The organism is Bacillus sp. FSL K6-0042 (assembly GCF_038006685.1).
Classification (GTDB): Bacteria; Bacillota; Bacilli; order Bacillales; family Bacillaceae_G; genus Bacillus_A; species Bacillus_A pseudomycoides.
This window is the reverse complement of the sequence record NZ_JBBOVS010000001.1, coordinates 1450343-1470421: the sequence shown is the minus strand read 5'-3', so window position 1 is coordinate 1470421 and position 20079 is coordinate 1450343. Positions and strand designations below refer to the sequence as shown.

General features: G+C 34.5%; 19 protein-coding genes and 3 pseudogenes. 13 read left to right on the top strand and 9 right to left on the bottom strand.

Annotation, left to right across the window (positions count from 1 at the left end; genetic code table 11):
• Window positions 1-42 precede the first annotated feature (42 nt).
• Complete coding sequence (locus MHH45_RS07655) at window positions 43-714, bottom strand: GntR family transcriptional regulator (protein WP_016114294.1); 672 nt, start codon at window positions 712-714, stop codon at window positions 43-45.
• Between the two features lie 16 nt (window positions 715-730).
• A complete protein-coding gene (locus MHH45_RS07650) occupies window positions 731-1696 on the bottom strand; it encodes a DMT family transporter (RefSeq protein ID WP_016114295.1) in 966 nt (321 codons plus the stop codon).
• Between the two features lie 155 nt (window positions 1697-1851).
• Between MHH45_RS07650 and MHH45_RS07645 the strand changes: the two genes are divergently transcribed.
• Complete coding sequence (locus tag MHH45_RS07645; protein WP_016114296.1) at window positions 1852-2187, top strand: DUF3784 domain-containing protein; 336 nt, start codon at window positions 1852-1854, stop codon at window positions 2185-2187.
• Window positions 2188-2223: 36 nt separating this feature from the next.
• On the opposite strand, the pseudogene MHH45_RS07640 reads toward MHH45_RS07645, so the two are convergent.
• A pseudogene (locus tag MHH45_RS07640) lies at window positions 2224-2783 on the bottom strand (CobW family GTP-binding protein); the annotation flags it as partial.
• Between MHH45_RS07640 and MHH45_RS07635 the strand changes: the two are divergent.
• From MHH45_RS07635 to MHH45_RS07610, 6 genes and pseudogenes are all read left to right on the top strand, one after another.
• Window positions 2774-3301, top strand: a pseudogene (locus MHH45_RS07635) (TIGR03943 family putative permease subunit); the annotation flags it as partial. The pseudogenes MHH45_RS07640 and MHH45_RS07635 overlap by 10 nt on opposite strands.
• Before the next feature lie 96 nt (window positions 3302-3397).
• Window positions 3398-3928 carry a cysteine hydrolase family protein gene (locus MHH45_RS07630; protein WP_016114299.1) on the top strand — a complete coding sequence of 177 codons (531 nt, stop codon included), beginning with the start codon at window positions 3398-3400 and terminating at the stop codon, window positions 3926-3928.
• A gap of 339 nt (window positions 3929-4267) precedes the next feature.
• Window positions 4268-5671: a Na+/H+ antiporter NhaC gene (gene nhaC, locus MHH45_RS07625; protein ID WP_016114300.1), complete on the top strand. Its 1404-nt coding sequence runs from the start codon at window positions 4268-4270 to the stop codon at window positions 5669-5671.
• A gap of 192 nt (window positions 5672-5863) precedes the next feature.
• Window positions 5864-6097: pseudogene (locus MHH45_RS07620) on the top strand (TerC family protein); the annotation flags it as partial.
• A 150-nt stretch (window positions 6098-6247) separates the two neighbouring features.
• Window positions 6248-7636 (top strand): class II fumarate hydratase, encoded by a 1389-nt coding sequence (gene fumC / locus MHH45_RS07615; RefSeq protein WP_016114302.1) that lies wholly within the window; start codon window positions 6248-6250, stop codon window positions 7634-7636.
• 92 nt (window positions 7637-7728) lie between these two features.
• Window positions 7729-8118: a hypothetical protein gene (locus tag MHH45_RS07610; protein ID WP_016114303.1), complete on the top strand. Its 390-nt coding sequence runs from the start codon at window positions 7729-7731 to the stop codon at window positions 8116-8118.
• On the opposite strand, the gene MHH45_RS07605 is transcribed toward MHH45_RS07610, so the two are convergent.
• Window positions 8073-8831 (bottom strand): nucleotide disphospho-sugar-binding domain-containing protein, encoded by a 759-nt coding sequence (locus MHH45_RS07605; RefSeq protein WP_229165998.1) that lies wholly within the window; start codon window positions 8829-8831, stop codon window positions 8073-8075. The two genes, MHH45_RS07610 and MHH45_RS07605, sit on opposite strands and share 46 nt — an antisense overlap.
• Before the next feature lie 411 nt (window positions 8832-9242).
• Here MHH45_RS07605 and MHH45_RS07600 point away from each other — a divergent pair, with 411 nt between their 5' ends.
• Window positions 9243-10007, top strand: a complete 765-nt coding sequence (locus tag MHH45_RS07600) for a DUF2087 domain-containing protein (protein ID WP_016114305.1) — start codon at window positions 9243-9245, stop codon at window positions 10005-10007.
• 30 nt (window positions 10008-10037) lie between these two features.
• Entirely contained in the window at window positions 10038-11447 is a 1410-nt protein-coding gene (locus MHH45_RS07595; RefSeq protein ID WP_016114306.1) for an MATE family efflux transporter, read from the top strand.
• 73 nt (window positions 11448-11520) lie between these two features.
• Here the strand turns inward: MHH45_RS07595 and MHH45_RS07590 are convergent, their stop codons facing one another.
• Window positions 11521-12219 (bottom strand): Type 1 glutamine amidotransferase-like domain-containing protein, encoded by a 699-nt coding sequence (locus MHH45_RS07590; RefSeq protein ID WP_016132706.1) that lies wholly within the window; start codon window positions 12217-12219, stop codon window positions 11521-11523.
• Window positions 12220-12388: 169 nt separating this feature from the next.
• Here MHH45_RS07590 and MHH45_RS07585 point away from each other — a divergent pair, with 169 nt between their 5' ends.
• The 3 genes from MHH45_RS07585 (at window position 12389) to MHH45_RS07575 (ending at window position 16119) form a co-directional block, all read left to right on the top strand.
• Window positions 12389-12943 (top strand): TlpA family protein disulfide reductase, encoded by a 555-nt coding sequence (locus MHH45_RS07585; RefSeq protein WP_088093782.1) that lies wholly within the window; start codon window positions 12389-12391, stop codon window positions 12941-12943.
• A 381-nt stretch (window positions 12944-13324) separates the two neighbouring features.
• Complete coding sequence (locus tag MHH45_RS07580; protein ID WP_016114310.1) at window positions 13325-14680, top strand: D-serine ammonia-lyase; 1356 nt, start codon at window positions 13325-13327, stop codon at window positions 14678-14680.
• Window positions 14681-14871: 191 nt separating this feature from the next.
• Window positions 14872-16119, top strand: a complete 1248-nt coding sequence (locus tag MHH45_RS07575) for a DUF445 domain-containing protein (protein ID WP_088093781.1) — start codon at window positions 14872-14874, stop codon at window positions 16117-16119.
• An 87-nt stretch (window positions 16120-16206) separates the two neighbouring features.
• On the opposite strand, the gene MHH45_RS07570 is transcribed toward MHH45_RS07575, so the two are convergent.
• Genes MHH45_RS07570 through MHH45_RS07555 form a run of 4 tightly spaced genes read right to left on the bottom strand, consistent with a single transcriptional unit; the run spans window position 16207 to window position 19112 of the window.
• Entirely contained in the window at window positions 16207-17163 is a 957-nt protein-coding gene (locus MHH45_RS07570) for a LiaF transmembrane domain-containing protein (RefSeq protein ID WP_016114312.1), read from the bottom strand.
• Window positions 17160-18230 carry a hypothetical protein gene (locus MHH45_RS07565; protein ID WP_088093780.1) on the bottom strand — a complete coding sequence of 357 codons (1071 nt, stop codon included), beginning with the start codon at window positions 18228-18230 and terminating at the stop codon, window positions 17160-17162. The genes MHH45_RS07570 and MHH45_RS07565 overlap by 4 nt, the downstream gene beginning before the upstream one ends.
• Entirely contained in the window at window positions 18223-18675 is a 453-nt protein-coding gene (locus MHH45_RS07560) for a hypothetical protein (RefSeq protein WP_016114314.1), read from the bottom strand. Before MHH45_RS07560 ends, MHH45_RS07565 begins: the two co-directional genes overlap by 8 nt.
• Window positions 18672-19112, bottom strand: coding sequence for an RNA polymerase sigma factor (locus MHH45_RS07555; RefSeq protein WP_420482319.1), 441 nt, complete (start codon window positions 19110-19112; stop codon window positions 18672-18674). The genes MHH45_RS07560 and MHH45_RS07555 overlap by 4 nt, the downstream gene beginning before the upstream one ends.
• A gap of 325 nt (window positions 19113-19437) precedes the next feature.
• On the opposite strand from MHH45_RS07555, the gene MHH45_RS07550 reads away from it, so the two are divergent.
• Window positions 19438-20076 carry a response regulator transcription factor gene (locus MHH45_RS07550; RefSeq protein ID WP_044880819.1) on the top strand — a complete coding sequence of 213 codons (639 nt, stop codon included), beginning with the start codon at window positions 19438-19440 and terminating at the stop codon, window positions 20074-20076.
• The last annotated feature ends 3 nt before the right edge of the window (window positions 20077-20079 follow it).

Here is a 20079-nt window from a genome sequence, read left to right as displayed (position 1 = left end):
AGAGCCGTTTGCGTTGAGAGAACACGTAAACGGCTCTTTTCATTATTTCATAGAGATTATTTTTTGGATTTCTTTCATTGGTCGTAACCAGTTTTGAGACATGATTTGTTCTATTTGTGCTGCATCCTGGTTTTTTAATGCCTCAATTATTAAATTGTGCTCTTCAATCGATTTACGTGCAGGAATGAAGTTTTGGAAAAAAAGGTATTCAAGACGTAACACATGAAGTTGTATGTTTGCTAAGAAAGGCTCGATATATGTATTTTTAGCGATTGATACGATTGTATTATGAAATTGTATATCTAAGTTTAATGCTTGTTTTGAATTTTTTTCATCTATGGCATTTTGAAATGCCTCGTTTATTTCAGAAAGTCTTATCAGGTCGGTGTCGTTTATTTGATGAATTGCTTGTTTTCCAATAATGGTATGAAGACCAGCGATCGTTTCATAAATGACAGATACATCTTCTAATTTTATAGGAGCGATTTTTGTTTTTTGTCCTGGAACCATCTCGACCAGTCCTGAAAGTTCTAACACTTGCAGTGCTTCTCTAACCGGTGTTCTGCTCACACCTAAAGCTTCAGCTAGCTCTCCATCATTAATCTTTTCATCAGGTTGTAAAACACCTTCAATAATCCAATCTTGTAGTTGATTTAAAACGAGGGATTTAGCAGATACTCTTTCTTGCTTTCGATAGTTTTGAGGAATAGGCATAATCGAACAGTTCCTTTCATTTTATGTTTTGTTTTTTCGTAACGGCAAGTCGTAGTTTCGGTTTTCCTTCATCTGGCTTTTGGCTTAGTACAAGTACCATTACAATAATACAAAGAGCGCCTAAAAATTGAAATGATTGAAACGGAACATGCAAAATGAGAATAGAAGAAATGATAGCTGCAAGTGGTTCTGTACAACCAAATAATGTAGTTTCTTTCGGTGTAAGATATCGTATGCTGTCTAAATATAAATAAAATGCGATGAGTGTGCCGAAAATAACAACGAATGTAATGAGAAAAAGATTGTTAGGCTGTAAATATTTCATGCCAGATAATAAGATAAACTCGTTCGTGGAGAGAAAATGTAAGACGGTTACACCAACTCCTCCAATAATCATCCCCCATCCAACAATGACAGATGAAGACCATTTTTCTAATAATTCCTTTGAATAAAGGCTATAGAATGCTAGTGATAAACCGGATAAAATGCCCCAAACGATAGCTGGTGTTGAAACAGCTAAATTATCAATGGATCCATTCGTTAGCAAGAAAAAGGTCCCGATTAAAGATAGTACGATAGAAATAAAATCGATTTTAGTAGGACGAATATTCCATTTAAAGATAAGGTAAACAGTTATAAATATTGGTGCTAAATATTGTAACAATGTTGCGACTGCAGCATTTCCTTCCTGAATAGAAGCAAAATAGGTATATTGTACAGCCAGCATACCTAACAATCCAAACAGAATTATTTTGTTTGCCTCGGCTTTTTGCTTCCAAATACCAAGCACTTCTGATTTTTTACTGCCAAATGAGGAGAATAAGAGCAAAATAATTCCGGATATAAGTAATCGAATTGTAACTAACCATTCTGTAGAAACATTTTCTTGTTGAAACAGTTGTTGTGCAGCGGTCCCGGATAATCCCCATAAACTAGCACCTGTAATGACCATAATAATGCCTTTCAACCTTCCTGAATCCATAGCTGGGTTCTCCTTTCAGAAAGAAAATTTAATTGAAATATTGAATACAATATGTAATATATCACGAGTAATATTAAAAAAACAGAATTTTTTAATATTAAAGATAGACATGTGATAGTTATAATCATGGTAAAATATTGTAAAGGAGGGATTTGATGATCGGTGGATTTATAATCAGTTTTCTTGTAGGCATGTTAATCATTATTATGGGATACCAAATTCATATAAAAAAGCGGTTATTTCTCATTGCAGGATATCAAGAAGAGACTTTCGTGGGGGATAAAGAGAAACTTGCAAAAATATTTGGGGTTTTTTCTTACGTAATAGGAATTACTACGGCTCTGTTACCATTTGGATTAGAAACAATTGGTGATGCTGCGGGAATTGGTTATGGGATTTTTGTTGTTATAAGTACAATTGTACTTGTTATATGGGCTAATGTAATAAATAAGCCTAGTAACTCTAAAGAACAAACGAAAACAAGATGGTAACCTTTTAGGGAAACCATCTTGTTTTTCTACTTTGTATTATGATGCCACGGTAAAAGGAGGGATTGGATCAACAAAATCATCCCAATCCTGTCTCATTTCTTCATCGGTTAATAAGCATGTATCTAAAGAGCGTTCAATATCATATTGTTTCATTTTAACTCCAATAAAGACTAGCTCTGTTATGCGATCTCCGTACTGCTCATCCAATTTTTTAGTATTTCTGGCTCTTCTATAAGTATTTGCTGCTGCTCAGCTTCTGGTAATGCTGCAATCCATTCACCAGCTCCTTGGATGATAATGGAAGAGCCAGCTTGAGATAGAAGCCCCATCATGTGATTACGAGATGCAAGCCAGAAAAAATCTTTCGCTCTTACAACATCCAAAGGCCATTTTTTTAACCAATTCATAAGTCGAACAGGATGAAATGGACGTTTACGGCGATAAACAAAGGAACTAATGCCGTATTCTTCTGTTTCTGGTGTATGGTGTTCGCTATTTAACTCCTGAATCCAGCCAGCTGATTGACTTGCTTCATCATAGTTAAATAAATTTGTATTTAAAATTTCATTTAGTGGTACTGCACTAAATGAAGATTGTTCTTCTATATGCACTGTTTGTTATTCCGATTGTAAGTGCGTTTTTATTTTCCAACGTAACAATTAATGGTAGTCTCGCAGCGAACAGGGAAATGAATCAGAGTGCACAGGCAAAAAGTGTAGAGCAGAAAGTACCACAAACGAAACAGATCAGTTCTGATTGGAGAGAATTATTAGTTGATCAGGAAGAAGAGCCAATTCAAAATCTACCTACATCAGAACAGTTAGAGAAAACGATAATGAACCAGAAGGAAATACAAATAGATGATAAAAACTATATTCAAACAATGAATATAATCGGAAAAGATGTTCTTGGATTTAAAGGGAAACAAATTACATTTACAGGTTTTATTTATAACGATAAAGAAGTAAAAGGAGATAAAATAGTAGTTGCCAGGTATGGTATTACATGTTGTATTGCAGACGCTTCAGTATGGAGATTATTTCTTATTAAAAACTCAGATATGAAATGCAACGCTATCCTTCAAATGCTAATTTCGTTTCGTAATGATGAGTAATCGAATCATATATTTTGGACACACTTAAAAATGTGAGTTTTCAAGTGAACATGTTTAGAAATTGTATTAGAAAGAAATGTTTTGGAGGTATTTTTTATGAGAAGAAATTGTGTAGCATTACTCATTATTGATGTACAAACAGGTTCTTTTCAAGAGAAGCAACCTTTATATAAAGGAAAGGAATTATTAGAAAATATTCAGTTGTTAATTTCAAAAGCTCGTACTGCTCAAGCACCTATTATTTACATGAAGTATAATGGAAAAGCTGGTTCTCCACTTGAACGGGAGACTTCAGGTTGGAGTATTCATAAATCTATAGCTCCATTAGCAGAAGACATTACTCTTGAAAAAAATCATCCTGATTCATTTCATAGAACGAGCTTACAGCAGGAACTAGATGAAAGAAGTATAAAACAAATTGTAATGGTAGGAATTCAAACTGAGATTTGTGTGGATGCAACATGTAGACGTGCTTATAGTCTTGGATATAATCTTACTCTTGTAGAAGATGGACATAGTACATACGACTCCACAATCTTATCTGCATCCCAAATTATCGATCATCATAACCAAGTAATTGGACAATGGTTCGCTCATGTTAAACCTGCTGAGCAAATTAGATTTTAGTGGGTATTTTCATTCTATAATATAGTACGAATATACAATTGATTTCAGATTGAAACATGATTCGGATTACATATAGTGTTATTTTGTAAGCGATTTCTAGATTTTTTCTTCGTAAGGTTTTCATATGTATTTTTGTAAATTATAAATAAAAATACAATATTTTTTATAATTTCCATTGCGAAAATCTCAATCTACTTTTACAATAGAAAAGGTCGTATATATTATACTGAAAAAATAAATCGAAATAATGTGAAAATTACGTTTTGTCTTCGTTCATTGTATATCGTATACACGTAAGACGACACACATCATGTTATCGACTTGTAAGGAGAGAAGCAAATGAAAAGTGTAAGATTACCATCGATTCCAGAAATCATTATTCTTTTATTACTGTTTCTTGCTGTTGTCTTTTCCTTTCAAACGATCTTTAATTTGCCGATTCAATTAGCGCTATTTATTTCATGGTTTTTAGTAATTGCGCTTGGATTAAGGCTAGGGTTTCGTTATCAAGAATTGCAAGATGCAATTACGAAAGGAATTTCTAACGGATTAGAAGCTGTTCTCATCTTAGTTGCTGTAGGAGCACTAATTGGAACATGGATTGCTGGCGGGGTTGTACCGACATTAATCTATTACGGATTAGAATTTATTCATCCGAGTATATTCTTATTAGCAACCTTAATTATTTGTTCAATTACTTCTATTGCAACAGGTACATCATGGGGAACAGTTGGTACAGCTGGTATTGCCATGATGGCAATCGGTGAAGGTCTTGGTTTACCGCTGCCATTAGTTGCCGGAGCAGTACTTTCAGGGGCATACTTTGGAGACAAGTTATCTCCGCTTTCTGATAGTACGGTACTTGCTGCTTCAATGGCAAAAGTAGATGTTATTGCGCACGTTCGTGCGATGCTTGTACTAGATGTACCAGCATATATTATTACCGGTATTATGTTTACAGTTGCCGGATGGATGTATGGTGGAGATAATGTTGATTTAAACAAAGTGGAATTTTTAAAAGAAGCTTTATTAAAGCAATTTGATATTAAAATATGGATGCTTGTACCAGCGGTTATTGTCATCGGACTATTAGCAATGAAAAAACCATCAATGCCAACAATTGCAATGGGAGCGCTTCTCGGTGCAGTTTGGGCAACTCTGTTCCAAGGTATGCACTTTGGAGAGGCAATTGGAACAGCATATAACGGTTTTTCTATTGAATCAGGTGTGGACTTCATTGATAAGTTGCTAAATCGCGGTGGAATCAATGGTATGCTTGGATCAGTAGCAGTTATTATTTTTGGATTAGGTTTCGGAGGGTTACTTGAAAAACTCGGTGTTTTAAAAGTAATCGTATCAAAATTTGAGAAGAAACTAAACTCTGCAGGAAATGTAACACTGTCCACATTAATCGTCGCTTTCTTAGCAAACGTATTCGGCTGCGCAATGTACGTATCACTTATTTTAACTCCAAAAATTATGCAAGACAGCTATGATAAATTAAAGCTCGATCGTCGTATATTGGCTCGTAACTCAGAAGTGGGTGGAACGCTAACTTCAGGTATGGTTCCATGGTCTGATAATGGGATTTACATGGCTGGTATATTAGGGGTCGCAACATTATCATACATTCCATTCATGTGGATGAGCTTTGTATCATTAGCATTGGCAGTTATATACGGATATACAGGGAAATTCATTTGGTATGTTGATGATGCTGAAAAAGGGAAACAAGTGTCATAATATAAAATCATCCCTTCCATTGGTGTATTAGAGATTTTTAATTTCTATAGAAGATGACAATTCTTCATCGTATAGTACGAAGTTAACCCGTAAGTTCGATTAGAACTTACGGGTTGTTCAGTTTCTAATGAGATTAGTATATTTCGCTTATCAAAAAGCAAAATATATAGTATCAAAAACAGGAGGAGAAATATGACTGAATCATTACTGCTGGAGTATGGGGGAGTTATATTAATTCTTATCGCATTAGAAGGAGTTTTATCTGCAGATAATGCTCTTGTACTTGCTATTATGGTTAAACATATACCTGAAGATGATAGAAAAAAGGCTTTATTTTATGGATTATTCGGAGCATTCATATTTCGATTTGGGTCATTATTTTTAATTTCATTTCTTGTGAATGTATGGCAGATGCAAGCGATTGGTGTTTCTGGTTGGTTTTTATCTCCCGATTCATCTGAAACATAATTTTTTAAATATAGAATTATGAATAAACAGGAGTGAGAATCCTTATCGTTTGAAGGGAAGTCTGTTACAATAAAAGCGTAGCTATTATATTTTCAAGGGGATGAAAACATGGAGTACAGAATTGAAAGAGATACATTAGGAGAAATGAAAGTTCCAGCTGATAAATTATGGGCAGCGCAAACACAACGCAGTAAAGAAAACTTTCCGATTGGAACAGAGTATATGCCGATTGAAATTGTACAAGCATTTGCAATTTTAAAGAAAAGTGCTGCGATTAGTAACCAGAAACTAGGGAAGTTATCAGAAGAAAAAGCGCAGGCGATTGTAGAAGCAGTCGATGAAATCCTAGCAGGAAAATGGAATGAACATTTTCCGCTTGTTGTATGGCAAACAGGCAGCGGTACACAATCAAATATGAATGTGAATGAGGTAATCGCAAACCGGGGGAATCAAATTTTAAAGGGAAAAGGGCTTGATGTACATATTCATCCAAATGATGATGTAAACATGTCTCAAAGTTCAAATGATACATTCCCGACAGCACTTCACGTTGCATGTGTGATTGCGGTGGAAAACCAAGTGTTACCGGCAATTACAAAATTAAAAGTAACATTAGAGAAAAAAGTAAATGAGTTTCAAAATATTATTAAAATTGGTCGTACGCATCTGCAAGATGCAACGCCTTTAACGCTAGGACAGGAAATTAGTGGTTGGCATCGTATGCTTGAAAAAACAGAGCGTATGATTGCGGATAGCAATACATATATGAAAGAACTTGCGATTGGTGGTACTGCAGTTGGAACAGGAATTAATGCTCATCCTAAATTTGGTGAGATGGTCGCAGAGGAAATTAGTCAGTTTACAGGAAAACAATTCGTGTCTGCACCGAATAAGTTTCATGCATTAACGAGTCATGATGAAGTTGTGTTTGCACATGGTGCATTAAAAGCATTAGCAGCTGATTTAATGAAGATTGCTAATGATGTACGTTGGCTTGCGAGCGGTCCACGTAGTGGTCTGGGTGAAATTATTATTCCTGCGAATGAGCCAGGAAGCTCTATTATGCCAGGTAAAGTAAATCCAACGCAAAGTGAAGCATTAACAATGGTTGCAGCGCAAGTTATGGGAAATGACGCAACAATTGGATTTGCGGCGAGCCAAGGTAACTTTGAGTTAAACGTATTTAAGCCAGTAATTGCATATAACTTCTTACAATCTGCTCGTTTATTAGCTGATGCAACAGTTTCGTTCAATGATAAATGTGCGGTTGGCATCGAAGCAAATAAAGAAGTGATTAACCAAAATGTAAATCGTTCTTTAATGCTTGTTACAGCATTAAATCCACATATTGGCTATGAAAATGCAGCGAAAATTGCTAAACATGCTCATAAAGAGGGATTAACGTTAAAAGAAGCAGCATTACAATCAGGATTATTAACGGAAGAACAGTTTGATGAAATTGTAGATCCGAAGAAAATGATTGCGCCGAAAGAATAATTTTAATTCATAATGGAGAGCCAGGTTCTAATTTTAGAATCTTGGCTCTTTTTTCATGGTAAAATATTTGAAATGAAAGGAAGGTGAGGAGAATGAAATACGCCATTTCTACACTAGCGGTGCTGATTACATTTATCGTATTACAATTGTTACCAAGAACTATATTCACATACTTTTACATGCAGGATTCACGGGATTGGACGAGCGTTGCAACAATAACTCCAGCGGTATCTGCTAATTACTTCTTTGATGTTGACTACATACAATTATTCTTCGTTTTTTTATCTTTCATTGTAGGATTTGTTACACTTAAATTTATTGAGAGAAGGAAAAGAGTTTATATTAAAAGTAAATCCGGTAATAGGAGCTACAAGATAATGCTTATGGGCTATGAAAAAAAATCTATGTTAGTGAAAACATGGATCTTTAATGATTTTCATGAACGAGTAAATTTGAAAATCTTATTAGCAGCCCTAGAATAACCACCCGCGTTACGAAATGATTGACTAATTTTTTTCGTATTGTTCTTATAAATAGGATTCCTTAACACTTCACTAACAGCTTCTTTGATATCCTCCGCCGATAGTTGTTGAATATTTAACATAGCTCCTGCACCAAGTTCTTTCACTCGTTCAGCAATCGTATGTTGATCATTTATGATAGGAAGCATAACTAAGGGTACTTCAAAATAAAGTGATTCACTGGTGCTATTCATTCCACAATGGCTAATAAAGACGTCAGTTTGGCGAAGTACATCTAATTGAGGAACATAGTTACGAACAATAAAATTATCGGGTATATTCTTTAGCTGCTCTGCTTTTAATTGTTTGCGTTTGGCGATTTCTTCTAATTGTAAAAATGCTTTTAGCATGGTCAAACGCTCTTGTTTTTGTTCCATATCATCTATTCCTGTCAGGGACATATTTATTTTTGGATCTTGTGAATATGCAAAAGTGGTCCAAGTTGCAATAGATAATAATTTGTTTTGGTGGGCAATCCATTTTCCAGGTAAAGACTGTGCATCGTATATAATATAATCATACGTTTCGTTGGAAATTTCCTCTAGAATGGAGTCGGTGATCATTTCCATTGCATTTAGAAATTGCAATAAATATTCTTGAGGCTGGGGATTAACTGTCCGTAAAAGTCGGATTGGTGAGGGATAATACTCAGTGGGAGATGAAGAAAAACTCAACTGCTTTTCACTTTGAATGGTTGTGAATATTCGAATAGATCTCGAGGGGATTGGAACCAACTAGAGAATAAAAAAGAAATTATAAAAGTAAGTAAGATCTTGATAGATGTTGTGGTGAAATAGTAATCTGTTGCTTTTGATCATGATATGGAAATGAACATGAACATGAATCGTAAATAAGGCGATATAATTGGGCGTAAAAAACAAAAATCTTTTCACAGATTTTTGTTTTTTTATTAATTATAAAATTCCTTTCATTTCACATTGTATACAAACGTTTTTGAATTTGTTTATAAAATAAGTAAACGTAATGTTGAAATGTTTGTTGAGTTTATGCTAATATGATAAAGTGGATAAACGATATCGTAATTTGTTTAGGTTAATAATAAACTTTTTGGAGGATTGTTTAATATGAGTGATATTTCAGAGAAGTTTTGGGACGCTTCCGTTGAAGAACTGAAAAAAGGATATGTATTTGAAGAGGATACAGAAGAATACGTTTGCTTAGCTTGCGGAGAAACTTTTATAAAAGGTGTTATTTATCAAGAGCATAATGTTTTGTATGAAGCAGAGAAATTCGCACAGCTGCATATTGAAAAGGAACATACATCTATGTTCGCATATTTATTAAGTCTGGATAAGAAGTTTACAGGTTTAACAGATTTACAAAAGAAAATGGTGCAATTTTTTTATATGGGTTTAAATGATAAAGAAATTGTGAAAGAGATGGATGGAGGCAGTACATCGACAATTCGTAATCATCGATTTACATTACGGGAGAAGATGAAACAGGCTAAGGTGTTTTTAGCGCTGATGGAATTGTCGGAAGAAAAATCAAAAGTGCAGTCTAAATTTTTACCGATTCACCGCACAGCTACAATGGTGGATGACAGGTATAATATTACAGAAGATGAGAATGATGAAGTGCTGAAATTGCATTTTACCGAAGGATTAGATGGGCCACTTGTTAAATTTCCGAAGAAACAAAAGCGTAAACTTATCATATTGAGACATTTAGTGAAAAAGTTTGATAGTAGTGAGAAGTATACAGAAAAAGAAGTGAATCAAATTTTAGAAAGTGTGTATCCGGATTTTGTAACTTTGAGAAGATATTTAATTGAATATGGTTTTCTAGATCGAACAGCTGATGGAAGTAAATATTGGGTTAAGTTATAAGAAAAAGACAAAAGAAAGGAGAAATGAAATTTGAAATTACCTACAGATAACACCGAAGAAGGTGTAGAATCACAGAATCAGGAGAAGGAAGGGAAACCGATATGGAAATCAATGTCCATGTTCTTAGTTCCTTTACTTTTAAGTAATGTATTACAATCAGTTGGACAATTGTTTGGGATGGTAGTGGTAGGACGATGGCTCGGTGTGAATGATTTAGCTGCCATTTCTGCATTTTTTCCATTGTTCTTTTTACTTGTTTCATTTGTAATTGGAATTGGCTCTGGTAGTTCAATTTTAATCGGGCAGGCATTTGGTGCTCGAAATGAAGATCGGATAAAAGCGGTTGTCGGTACAACGCTCACATTTACATTTATTATTGGAGCTATTTTAGCGGTAGTTGGAAGCATATTTGCAATGGACATTCTGCGCCTTATGGGGACACCAGAAAACATTATTGATATGAGTGTTCACTATGCACGTATCTTATTTATTTCAATGCCGGTCTTATTCTTATATTTTGCATATACAACATTTATGCGAGGTACAGGAGATTCTAAAACGCCATTTTACTTTTTAATTGTTAGTACAGTATTGAACATGATATTGTTGCCTGTTCTTATTTTTGGTTGGTTAGGATTGCCGGAACTTGATGTTTATGGAGCAGCTTATGCTTCTGTTATATCAACGATTATAACGTTTGTTGTAATGCTTATTTATTTAAAGAAGAAAAATCATCCATTGCAATTGGATGGGGCAGTACGAAAATATCTTCGGATGGATTGGGAATTATTAAAGTTATTACTACGTCTTGGTATTCCAGCAAGTATTAATATGATATTAGTTTCGTTATCTGAGATTGCAGTCATTGCATTTGTAAATCGCTTCGGTTCTGATGCGACCGCAGCCTATGGAGTCGTGAACCAAGTGGCAAGTTATGTACAAATGCCAGCAGTGAGTCTTGGAATTACAGTATCCATTTTTGCTGCACAATCCATTGGTGCGAATCAATTCGATCGATTACAGAAAGTTGTTCGGGCAGGTATTGTGATGAATTATATCATCGGCGGGGTATTAATTGCTCTTATTTATTTGTTCTCAAGAGAAATTTTATCGTTGTTCTTAACAAGTCCAAATACAATCGAAATTGCTCATAGTTTAGTGATGATTACATTATGGAGTTATTTAATTTTCGGTCATGCACAAATTATTGGTGCGACAATGCGGGCAAGTGGAACCGTACTATGGCCGACTATTATCAGTGTTGTATCAATTTGGCTTGTAGAAGTTCCTGTTGCCTATTACCTTTCGTATCATACAAGTCTTGGTATAAAGGGTATATGGATTGGATATCCAGCAGCATTTATTGTGAGTTTACTTTTACAATATGGGTATTATAAACTTTCATGGCAGAAGAAACGGATTACGCGACTTGTTAGTTAGATTGAAAGTAAATAAAAATGTCCCTAAGCTTGAAAGCTTAGGGACATTTTTATTTTGTATGAGTACAAAGAACTCATAAATAACTTTTCAAAGTTACATCAAAATGGTGTCTTATGAGTTTTCCATCATTCATATAGAATTCCCAAGCTTTCTCTGGATCTCCGATAATCTCAAAGGAATTTTCTGTTATATATAAAGCACAATTATCCTCTAAAGCAATTCCATCTATATCACATGCATGATTTTGTAAGAATAAATGGAAAGCAGTTGCTCTATCTGGCTGATTGTAATGGGGACAGAAGTGTTTGTTTACCATATTCCAGCCATCGCTTTCTATATAGCCATCTCCTTTATAATTAGAACGGAAGCCGGTTGTAAACCAGCACATAGCACCAGAGCTATATCCTGCAATGAATGTTCCATTGTGTAGGGCTGCTATTAACTTTTCATCTATTTTGTTTTCCCTCCACTTTTCAAGCATATTGATATAATTTCCTCCGCCTAGATAGATGAAATCAGCAAAATGAATCATTTCACTTATTGTATCTTCGCTATAGCTTTCCTTTATGCAACATAGAATGTGAACATCACACCCTAACTGCTTTTCAAATGTTTCTCTAAATTCTTTTATATAACCTTCATCATCATTGCTTGCTGTTGGGATAAACAATACTCTTGGAGATTGTTTCCCAGTTAGTTCTATAAGTCGTTGATTTATATGGAAATGATCTGTCTGTTCGAGATAACCTCCGCCAATTACAGCTAACTTCATAATGAAGCACCACCTAATAGATTTTTATTATTGATAAAATTTCGCTACAGGAGAGTGTCTTTCCTTCTGCAACAAAAGATGAAAAGTAAAAAGCATGAATGAATAAAGGGAAGGTGTGTGATATACCGAAGTTAAATAAAAAGTGAACTCGATAATAGGAGGGGAAATAGTGAAAAAATTAATTGTAATTATACTAGCTGGAGCACTTATTTGGGCTGGAGTTAACTTTTATAATTCCAAGCAAGAAGAAAAAGAACGGAAAGCAAAACAAGCAGCACTGCAAGAGAAAGAAGTATTACCTCAAGTAGGATTTAAGGCGCCGAAAATCACACTAAAAGGATTAGATGGAAAGCTTTATTCATTAAATGATGCAAAAGGAAAACCGTATGTTATCAACTTCTGGGTGTCATGGTGTGGACCATGTGAAATGGAAGCGCCAGATTTAGTTCGTCTTTATGATAAGTATAAAGAAGACGTTGAAATTTTTGCGGTAAATGCAACAATTGGGGATCCAGTACAAGAAGCAAAGGCGTTTGCAGATCGTTTCGGATTTAAGTTCCCAGTTTTATTAGATATGGATGGGGTGGCTGGACTTGATTATAAAATTGTTTCACTGCCAACAACGTTTTTTGTTGATAAAGATGGGATTATTGTAGATCAAGCGCGTGGAGTATTACCTCCGGATCAGTTGGAAAAGAAATTTAAAGAATTAATTGAGAAGTAAGAGGGGGATATTCCTCTTGTTGATTTGAAATGAAGTTATTATCAAGATCTAAATCGTAAAAAGTCATAAAAAATAAAGGATAATATATATTAGCGATGTACAATATGTATTACCCTTTTACTTCTTGTTTAATAAATACGATCGATTGTACATGTATCTACAGTGAACTACCCGCCACTTAATGCTCTTACAAGCTTCCATCTGCATTTTGACTAAAGTTGTTTGCCTATAATGGATTCTCTTTAATAAAGTGTTAAATTTAATTTAAACAAAGTAAATAAAAATTAACGTAAAGATAATTATATGTTAAACTGTATTAAAATTAATTTAATGTAATTTTATTGTGCAAATTGCTATAAGAAAATTAGGAGGATTAGATAAATGAAGGAGATTGAAAGCAAAGATATACAAAAATGGAAAGACCAATATCCTTTACTAAGCAGGCTCATTTCGATGGAAGAAGTATTTTGGATTAATCCCAATATCGAAAAATTTCAAACGGGAATTAAAAAATCCCCCCTCACTCAAGAAGATGTAAGGGATGCAGAGGAAAGGCTGAAACGTTTTGCTCCATATATTGCTAAGGTTTTTCCAGAAACAAAAGGAATGAACGGTATCATAGAATCACCTTTAGTGAGAGTTCCTTTCATGAAACAATCCTTAGAACAGGATTATCAACAACCTATATTAGGTGAATTATTGTTAAAGTGTGATAGTCATCTTCCTATATCAGGATCTATTAAAGCAAGAGGGGGAATTTATGAAATTCTCAAACATGCAGAGGAATTAGCTTTTCAACATCAAATGTTAACGATACAAGATGATTATTCGATTTTAGATAGTGATAAGTTTCGAAGTTTCTTCTCGCAATATTCAATTGCAGTAGGCTCGACTGGAAATTTAGGTCTTAGTATAGGTATTATGAGTGCTAAGTTAGGTTTTAATGTGACTGTTCATATGTCAGCCGATGCAAAAGAGTGGAAAAAAGATTTGTTAAGAAGTAAAAATGTGACAGTGATTGAATATGAAGCTGATTATAGTAAAGCGGTAGAAGAAGGGCGACTGCAAGCAAATGCAGACCCTAGTTGCTATTTTGTTGATGATGAAAACTCCCATGATTTGTTTTTAGGATATGCGGTAGCTGCATCTCGATTGCAAAAACAATTAGAAGAGTTAGAGATAACAGTAAATGATGAACATCCTTTATTTGTTTACCTTCCGTGCGGAGTAGGTGGTGGACCTGGAGGAGTAGCATTTGGCTTAAAGTTATTGTATAAAGACAATGCCCATTGTTTCTTTGCAGAACCTACCCACTCTCCATGTATGCTACTTGGTTTAATGACTGGACTTCATGATAAAATTTCTGTACAAGATATTGGCATTGATAATGTCACAGACGCGGACGGACTTGCTGTAGGAAGACCATCTGGATTTGTGGGTAAAACTATGGAACCTTTTTTAAGTGGTAGTTATACAGTTAGCGATGAACAGTTGTATAAGTTACTTAAGAAATTAGTCGATACAGAGGGGCTCCATTTAGAACCTTCTGCACTAGCAGGGATGATAGGACCAATGAAATTATGTAAAGAGGGAACCGATTATTTATTGAAGCATAATTTAACAGAAAAAGTGAGGAAGGGTACACATATTATTTGGGGGACTGGCGGAAGTATGGTTCCTGAAGAAGTGAGGAATCAATATTATCAAAAAGGCTTGAATTTAGCGCCAGAGAACTAGAAGTAATTTAACACGAGGGTAGTTTAACCCCCGTGTTTTTTTATTCGAATTTTTTTGTTATTTTTAACGTGGTTCATTATAGTATAGATATAGGCTTTTTTTGAAAGTAAGGACTTGACGATATAAGCTTAATAAATTCGTTATGCAATAGAAAGCTTCATTTTACATAAATAAGAGGATGTGTATATACAATGTCACTACAGTCAAAATATTTAGCGGGTATTTCACTTGGGGTAATGGGAGTAGGGTTTGCGGCGACTATTCCATTTCAGGGATCGATGATAGGAACAATTGTACAAGGTGGATTTGAAGCAGGATTAGTAGGGGGGCTTGCTGATTGGTTTGCAGTCACGGCACTATTCCGTCATCCAATGGGAATTCCAATTCCGCATACAGCCCTACTTCCAAAAAATCGTAAACGGATTACGAAAGGTCTCGTTTCCACACTGGAGAATGATTGGCTGACAAAAGAAAGCATAACAAATAAAGTGAAGGAAATGAAGTTAGCACAAATGGTGTTACAGATTGCAGAAAGAGAGCTGCAATCTGATGCTGTGAAAAAAGGGATTGTTACAATTGCTGAAAAAGCGATTCTTCAAATTGATACCGAAAAGTTAGCTATTGTAATTGAAAAAGAATTAAAAACATATTTACATACGATTAATACAGGAAATATACTGCAAGTCCTTATTGATCAATTGGTTGTACAAGAATATGATGAAAAAACACTTGATTACATGTTAGTTAAAGCGAAAGAGTGGACGGCTCAAGATGAAGCTCGTTATCAACTTGGAAGTTTAGGCATGAAAGCGATGGAAAATATAAAAGTGGATGGATTCTTGCAGTTTACTCTAAAATCTTTCATGAATATTGTAGATGAAGAAAAAATAGGAAGCATATTGCAGAAGTTTGTGATTAGTAATATTAGTAGTTTACAAAATCCTGATAATACCACAAGACAACTTATATTAATGAAAGTTCGTCAAGAACTTATTAATGTGAAGGAAAATGAAGCGGTATTACAGGAATTAGAGAATTGGAAAGAAAGTTGGATCGCAAATTGGAATGCGGCTGACAAGATAAAAGAATTGTTAGGACAAGCGCAGGTAAGAGCAGGCGCTTTTATTAAAAAAGAAGAGTTTGCAGATCAATATCTTCTTCCATTTTTAACGAAGCAAATGAACAAAGTGAAAGAAGATCCAGTAACAGTTCAAAAAATAGAAGGCTGGTTGCAAAAGCAAATTGTAAATCTTGTTGAGAACAATCATTCCAAGATTGGAAAGCTTGTACAAGAAAACCTTGATAAGTTAGACGATCAAACATTGATTGAAATGATTGAAAATAACGTCGGCAAAGATTTGCAATGGATTCGTGTTAATGGTGCTGTTTGCGGGTTTATGATTGGGGTAGTTTTGGAAGGGATTAAAGCACTTATATAGAAAAAAACCTTCCTCATGATATGAAATGCATGTGGAAGGTTTTTTAGTATCCGAAGAAGTTTCCTTCCTCAATTATATGCTAGCGCTTCATTCTTCAAGAAGGCTTATGTTTATATTATAAGCTTTTTGAATGTTTAGCTGATGTGTCCCGTTTCCGAGCTTTAGTGTGTTTTTATACCATTGTTCTTGCTGATTTGAATCTGGATTTTCTTCTGAAGAATTATTCACCTTTTTCGTTAATTCTTCTACATGTTCCCAAGGTGTATTCCCATGAGAATCTTTTTGATTTGTTACTGCTGATAGTGTTATGTCGCTATCTTTTACAAGATGAACAGACACGTTTGATCTTTCTTGTACAGACCAATTGCTTTGTAATTGGCCTGGGTAAAGAGAGAGTTCTCTTTCAGAACCGCGAATTTCCACATTTTTATTTTGAGGGAGAACGAGTGTTGCTGTCATTCTTGACTGCGAAGCAAAGAATTTATGGTGAACAGGTAAAGGTTTTAATGTTACATACATTGTTTCACCAACTGTGTGAATGGCAATGAAATCGTCCTGCTTTAGTTTGCTTTTTTCATTTGCTTTCATAGTCATTTCATATGTTCCTAATAAATGTACTTTATTAATGTTACTACCTTCTATTGTAAGAGGAGTATTACTCGTATCAACTACAATCTTTTTAATAGAATCAGGGATGTCATGTTGCACTTCTGGGATGTTATTTGTTTGTTCAGTTGTTCCAATGGAATAACGAATCTCCTCTAGCAATCCAGTGGATAATAAGAAATAGAATGCAATTCCAACTGTTCCTAATACACCAATAAAGAAAATACTAAATATATCATATTTAATAATAGGCTGATCTTTTTTAGAGAATGTAATATATAGTAAAATTTCAATACCGAGCACAATGAAAAGAATAGGCCACCAGGCTGTAAAGTTATCAAATACTTGTATACCTTTTATAGTTGAAAATAATAAGAAACAACCTAATGCGATAATTGAAATCCCCATAGATATCGTTCCTACACGCCATGTTCTCATTCTTTAGCACCGCCTTTTTCTTCTTTATTTCCTAGTAATAATTTAAAGCCACCACCAATTAAAAGGAGGGCAACGATAGATGTTTGGAAATAGCGATAATATAATTCGCTAATATGAATCTTAAATATAGTAGCGAAATAATCGTCAAAAATAGGGAGGAGTGTTTGATCTAGTAAATAATAGCATCCTAACCCGATGAGTCCGATGCCAAGCCATTTTTGATGATTAATAAAATAATCGATAATAGGTGTGTCTTGTAAGTCTTCTTTTCCGTATTTGGATGTTTGCTGTAATGTATCGAAAAAGCTATAAAACCAAATGATAGGTACTAAAAATAAGAAGGCGGAAAGTCTTAATAAATCAAGCATATAAATGGCAAGTAGAAAGGCTGCCATTAGCTGAAGACCACGGCGCTGTAAGCCTAAATACATATGACCCGCTCCAGGGAACATCGCTAAAATAGAAGCGTATGTTTTACTTTTCCTTCCTTGTTCTCGGTGCTCCTCAAAATCTTCGAAAATAGTACGATCGACTAATATTTCCCCACATTCTTTTTTCTGCAGCTGCTGGACGACATCGAAGAAATTATAAATCCATAGAACAGGTAACGTAGCGAGAAAGATAAGAAAACTTTCACGAGATGTTAATAGTGTAACGAATATAATCATGCTACCTAGTCCTGTAAAAGCGACTAAAAATGTAAGTCCACGCTGCATAAGTCCTAATTGGAAATGCCCAAGTCCAGGGATGATGGATAAGAGAATGATATAAAATCGTTCACTTTCACGTGCTGCTTCTTGCGTTAGGTCTTTCTCTTTTTTCCATGACTGATTCACTATAGAAATAATTAAGTCTAGTATATTTATTCCCCATACAAGTGCTAATAAAAATAGGATAAGGAAAACAATCCCGTGATTTCCGAAGTTAATAGTAAAGCCTACCGCAGCGAGAAATAATAATAATGAACTACCACCATATATAATAAAACGACCAATTCGCTTTAAATATAAATGTCCAAGCCCAGGAATTAACCCTAGAACTAGCGCTAAAAATGGGTTTTTATTCATGTTTTGAACCTCCGTTCGTTTTTGAAGTGTGTATAGCTTTGTTTAAAATTTGTTTTGAAATCGAAATCCCACTTTGTTTGGAAGATTGTTCAAAACTAGAAGTTACTGTGAAAATATAATGGAATAAACCGCTTGCCATAAAAATTAAAGTAGCTGCAGTTGCAATTATGTAGTGAATGAGCGTACTTTTCATTTGTCTTGGTTGCTTATTACTCATTTTTTCTTCAAACTTAAGTTTTTCGAAGTTGATTTGCTTCATAACCTCATTTGTAAATGAATCATCATTTATCATTGGAAGGTTTTCATTTTGTTCATCAATGATTTCCATATAAAGTGCTAAACAATGATCACATTCATAAAGATGTTGTTCCATGGATTCACGTTCGTTATGTGATAGAAGATCTAAAGTGTAATTGCACCAAGCTTCTTTTGAAAAATGCGTCATGAAAAATCTTCCTCCTTCCAATGTTTTTTGATCCATTTTCTTGCTCTATAAAGCTTCATTTCGACTGTTTTGACTTCAGCGTTTTGTTGAGTAGCAATTTCTTGATAACTTTTTTCTTCTAAGTAATGTGCGAGAACGACATCACGATAATTCTCTGGAAGTTCTCTTAGTTTTTGAGTAATCAGCAATTTTTGCTCTTTCGTCAGTAACAATGCCTCAATATTATGAGAGGATTTTATATCTTCCTGAGTTTCTTTTGATAAGGAGAGCTCTACTTTTTCCCTTGCTTTCTTTCTCTTATAATCAATGGCATGATTTGTAGCAATCCGCGTTATCCACGTTTTTAATCCGCGGAATTGATAGTTAGGGAGAGAAGCGTGAATCTTTACGAATACTTCTTGTGTGACATCTTGGGCATCCTCCTCATGTCTTAAAATAGCAAAAATAACTTGGAAAATATAATGACGGTATGTTTCTACAAGGATGCGAAAAGCATGTTCATTTCCTTGCTGTGCTTTTTCAATTAATTGTCTTTCTTCAATTGTTCTCTCCCTCCTTTTTGACGCATTCTATTATATAGACGTAAGAAATGATAAGTAACCCTACACATATATCATAAAAAGAATAATATATTTTAGGGGAAGAGACTACTTCAAAAAAGTGTGAACAAATGGTTTAGGGAAGTATATAATGAGCAATAGGGAAATGTTACATGGGAGAAAGGATGTGAATGTTAGTAGAGGAACTCCTATACTAACAAACATGAAAATAAAAGTATTGATAGCCGATGATAATTCTTTTATTAGAGAAGGTATGAAGATTATTTTAAGTACATACGAAGAATTCGAAGTGCTAGAAACAGTAAATGATGGGCAAGAGGCTCTAGATTATTGCAAAAAACATGATGTGGATATTGCGCTTTTAGATGTTCGTATGCCAAATATGAATGGTGTGGAAGCCACAAAATTAATTTGTGAGGAGACAAAAACAAAGCCGCTTATTTTAACGACATTTGATGATGATGAGTATATTTTGGAGGCAGTAAAGAACGGAGCGAAAGGCTATTTGCTAAAAAATAACGATCCGGAGCGCATTCGTGATGCGATAAAGGGGGTATATAACGGGCAAACTGTTATGCAAGACGTAGTACTTGATAAAATTAAGTGTAACTTACTGGAAAATAAAGAAGAGGAATCAAAAATAGATAAGAATCTTTTCACAGAAAGGGAACTTAGCATTATCGCATTAATTGCAAAAGGTTTCTCTAATAAAGAAATTTCAAAACAGCTTTTTATATCGGAAGGAACAATTGCGAATTATATTACGTCTATTTTAGGGAAAACGGGTCTTGAACATCGTACGCAAATTGCGATTTATTATTTAACAGGGAAAGTAGACTAATTT